This window comes from Streptomyces sp. NPDC057543 (assembly GCF_042801895.1).
Lineage (GTDB): Bacteria > Actinomycetota > Actinomycetes > Streptomycetales > Streptomycetaceae > Streptomyces.
Genome location: NZ_JBHVFF010000502.1, coordinates 1 through 3,245, shown reverse-complemented (window position 1 = coordinate 3,245; position 3,245 = coordinate 1). Strand labels below are relative to the sequence as shown.

General features: G+C 69.0%; 4 protein-coding genes and 3 pseudogenes. 4 read left to right on the top strand and 3 right to left on the bottom strand.

Going from position 1 to position 3,245, the window contains the following annotated elements; genetic code table 11:
* Positions 1 to 180: pseudogene (locus ACFU8Q_RS40485) on the top strand (short-chain dehydrogenase/reductase); the annotation flags it as partial.
* Between the two features lie 98 nt (positions 181 to 278).
* Here the strand turns inward: ACFU8Q_RS40485 and ACFU8Q_RS40480 are convergent.
* Positions 279 to 800 (bottom strand): hypothetical protein, encoded by a 522-nt coding sequence (locus tag ACFU8Q_RS40480; RefSeq protein WP_384464922.1) that lies wholly within the window; start codon positions 798 to 800, stop codon positions 279 to 281.
* Positions 801 to 955: 155 nt separating this feature from the next.
* On the bottom strand, positions 956 to 1,099 hold the full coding sequence (locus ACFU8Q_RS40475) for a hypothetical protein (protein WP_384464920.1): 144 nt from the start codon (positions 1,097 to 1,099) through the stop codon (positions 956 to 958).
* A gap of 72 nt (positions 1,100 to 1,171) precedes the next feature.
* Here ACFU8Q_RS40475 and ACFU8Q_RS40470 point away from each other — a divergent pair.
* The 3 genes and pseudogenes from ACFU8Q_RS40470 to ACFU8Q_RS40460 form a co-directional block, all read left to right on the top strand.
* A pseudogene (locus ACFU8Q_RS40470) lies at positions 1,172 to 1,765 on the top strand (helicase associated domain-containing protein); the annotation flags it as partial.
* Positions 1,766 to 1,835: 70 nt separating this feature from the next.
* Positions 1,836 to 2,108 (top strand): helicase associated domain-containing protein, encoded by a 273-nt coding sequence (locus ACFU8Q_RS40465; RefSeq protein ID WP_384464917.1) that lies wholly within the window; start codon positions 1,836 to 1,838, stop codon positions 2,106 to 2,108.
* A 42-nt stretch (positions 2,109 to 2,150) separates the two neighbouring features.
* Positions 2,151 to 2,651 (top strand): annotated as a pseudogene (locus ACFU8Q_RS40460) (Tn3 family transposase); the annotation flags it as partial.
* Between the two features lie 127 nt (positions 2,652 to 2,778).
* Here the strand turns inward: ACFU8Q_RS40460 and ACFU8Q_RS40455 are convergent.
* A partial coding sequence (locus ACFU8Q_RS40455; RefSeq protein ID WP_384464914.1) for a phosphotransferase occupies positions 2,779 to 3,245 on the bottom strand: 467 nt, incomplete at its 5' end.

Sequence of the window (3,245 nt, the reverse complement as noted above, 5' to 3'; positions counted from 1 at the left end):
GGCGGCGACCCCGCCGCCTCCGCAGCCGCCGTGCTCGAACTCGTCGACCTCGACGAACCGCCACTGCGCCAATTCTTCGGCAGCCAGCCGCTGGCCACCGCGACCAAGGACTACGAATCCCGCCTGGCGACCTGGCAGGCCGGACAAGACCGCGCTATCCGCGCCGGCGGCGGCTTCTAACCCGCACTCCAGATGGCTGGCCAGGACATCTCACGCCCCGGCCAGCCATCTCCTGTCGGAATGCGTCGGACATGCCCCAGCCGGGTTCGCCAGCGACGTCACCGGAAGTGGCGGCACCGGTGTGAACCGGCGATCACCGGCGCAGCGACACGATCACGCCTCTGCCAGGGAGGGGGCGAATGAGGCAGCTTCGGCTCCAACAGCAAGGTGGTCGTAGTGGCCGGCACCCAGCCGTGCGTAGCACCGAAGCGGAGGGACTCTGCGAGCACCGTCATCACCGCGTTCGCCGTTGCCCGCGACCGGTACCGCGCAGGCCCCGGCCGGACCTCGCTCGTGCGTGACGGGAGAGGCGTCTCGACAAGCCACTGCTGCAGCCCGGCAAGCCCAAGGAAGCCCGGCGTCTTCCAGTCCAGTCGCCGCATCAGGCAGTAGTTCAGGTACAGAGCGACCCGTCCGGCGTAGACGCGCTCGGTGTTCGGCGAGCAGCCCCGGGCCCGCAGCGAAGCAAGATGGGACACCGCCTCGGGCTGCAGGTCGTAGGTCCGGGAATCGACAACCACCCACCGAGTCACGCCGGTTGCTGGAGAAACCGCACGCTCACCCACGTAGATCCGTTCCACGTGCCGAACGTAACCACCACTCCCCCACCCTCACCCCGAGATCGTCACGCAACCATTCCCGCAGGTGACAACCCAAACAAACATCCCTCACACCCGAACCCCCCTAGATAAGGCCCTTGCGCTCGCATGATGAACGTCTGGTCGAGCAGCTCGCTTCACGCGCGCTCACCAGCGGGAAGCGCAAGGTCCACGTCCGGCGTGACGAGGACGGGCAGATCGTCGGGGCCGGCAGCGAGGGTGACAGCGAGGACCAGGAGGACGACGACACGCAGGCCGCCTGCGAGGCCGCGCTGCTGCACTTCTCCTCTCCGAGCGACGCAGCGACCATCGCGGCGTTCCTGCGCACCCGGGTCTACCGGCCCGAGAGCTTGGTGTGGCTGGAGGGCTACCAGGCCCTGATCCGGTGGCGGAAGGAGAACGGGATCACCTGCGTCTACGCCGTGCCCTATGACGTGGAGGTCGAGGTCGGCGTCACCAAGGACTTCCCCCTCGGGCGGTGGGTGCACCAGCAGCGGAAAGCACTGCGGGCCGGAGAGCTGGAGGACCGGCGCAAAACCCTGCTGGATGCCCCGGAGGCCGGGATGGTCTGGGAACCGGGCGAGGAAGCGTGGGAGAACAAGCTCGCCGCGCTCCGGTCGTACCAGCGGGCCACCGGGCACCTCGCCCCGCGGCAGGACGCCGTGTGGGGCGAAGGCGAGGCTAGGGTGCCCATCGGGCAGCACCTGGCCAACCTCCGGCGCAAGGGCGCGAAGAACGGCCTGGGCAAGGACCCGGAGCGGGCCGCCGTGCGCGCGGCGCAGCTGACGGCGATCGACCCGGACTGGGACTCCCCGTGGCCCCTGGACTGGCAGCGCCACTACCGCGTCCTCGCCGACCTGGTCGACGCCGACGGCGTCCTGCCCTACATCGCACCCGGCGTACTGATGGACGGCGACGACATCGGACGATGGCTCCAGCAACAGCGGAAACCTGACACCTGGAAGCTGCTGTCGCCCGAGCAGCAGGAACGGCTCACCAAGCTAGGCATCAAGCTCAGTGAGGCACCGTCTCCCGCCCCGGCCGCCAAACCCGGTGCGAAGGGGGCCGAGCAAGGCACAGCAGGCATTCCAACGAGGCCTGACGGCACTCGCGCAATGGGTCGAACGGGAAGGTACGGACCGGCCGGTACCCCGGAAGGCGGTGGAGACCTCGCCCGACGGGACCGAGACCAAGCTCGGCGTATGGGTCTCCAACACCCGCGCAAGACGGGACAAACTCACCCACGAACAACTCGACGCACTCACGGAACTGGGCGTCGAATGGGCATGACACCGCCGTCGGCCGGTGTGCTGGATGCCAGTGAGGCAGCGGCTGCGGATGTTCGGCCGCGAGGGGCATCCCACCCCGCTGGGGCAGGCGTTCGCCGAGTATGGGCGCATCGCCAAGACCCTCCACCTGCTTGCCGTCGTCGACCCGGTCGACGACACCTACCGCCGCCAGATGCACAAGCAGCTCACCGTCCAGGAATCCCGCCACAAGCTCGCCCGCGACATCTGCCACGGCAAGAAGGGCACCATCCACCAGGCGTACCGGGACGGGATGGAGGACCAGCTCGGGGCGCTGGGGCTCGTGCTGAACGCCGTGGTGCTGTGGACGACGTGCTACATCGATGCCGCTGTCGCCCAGCTCCGCGCCGAGGGCCACGAGATCAGGGACGAGGACATCGCGCGGCTGTCCCCGCTCAAGCACAAGAACCTCAACTGCTTGGGCCGCTACAGCTTCACCGCCTCCCAGCCGGTGAAGGGGCTGCGGCCCCTGCGCGACCCGGACACTGCTGACCTTGACGATGACGACGACGGCCAGGAGGAGTGAGCGCCGCATCCGCCGTCCGGGGCGGGTCGTTGTACTCCTGGAAACCTGCCGCCGGACCGGCGGGGACGGGACAGAGATCGCGGCAACTTCGGCAGCGGGTATCGGATGAGGCTCGGTCGCTCCGTGCCTACATCAGACCGCCGCTCAGAACACGATCGAGTGCTGCCCGGCCTGCGGGTCCCCATGTCGGCTTGCCGCCGGGAAGGCCCCGGTCGCCGTTCTGGCCCATGAGCATGAGGAACAGGCTCTTCATGGCGGCCAGCCCGCGGGCGCGCCGAATCGTCCCCTCGTCTGCCTGCGCGTACACGTTGAAGAACCGCGAGGCGCAGCCCGCGGGAAGGAGCACCCATGCGGCCGCGAGGTCCCACGCCGGATCGCCGGCGAACATGGCACCGAAGTCGACGATGCCCGAGAGCGTTCCGTCCGAAACGACGACGTTCGCGGGATGAAGGTCGCCGTGCACCCAGAGTGGCGGTCCCTCCCACGCGGGCGCCGCGACGGCGTCGTCCCAAACGGCCCGGACATCGTCGGCGAGGTCGTCGGGGACGACGGCGTGGAAGAGGTGGTCGAAGCCGTCCGTGCACTTCTTGGGGT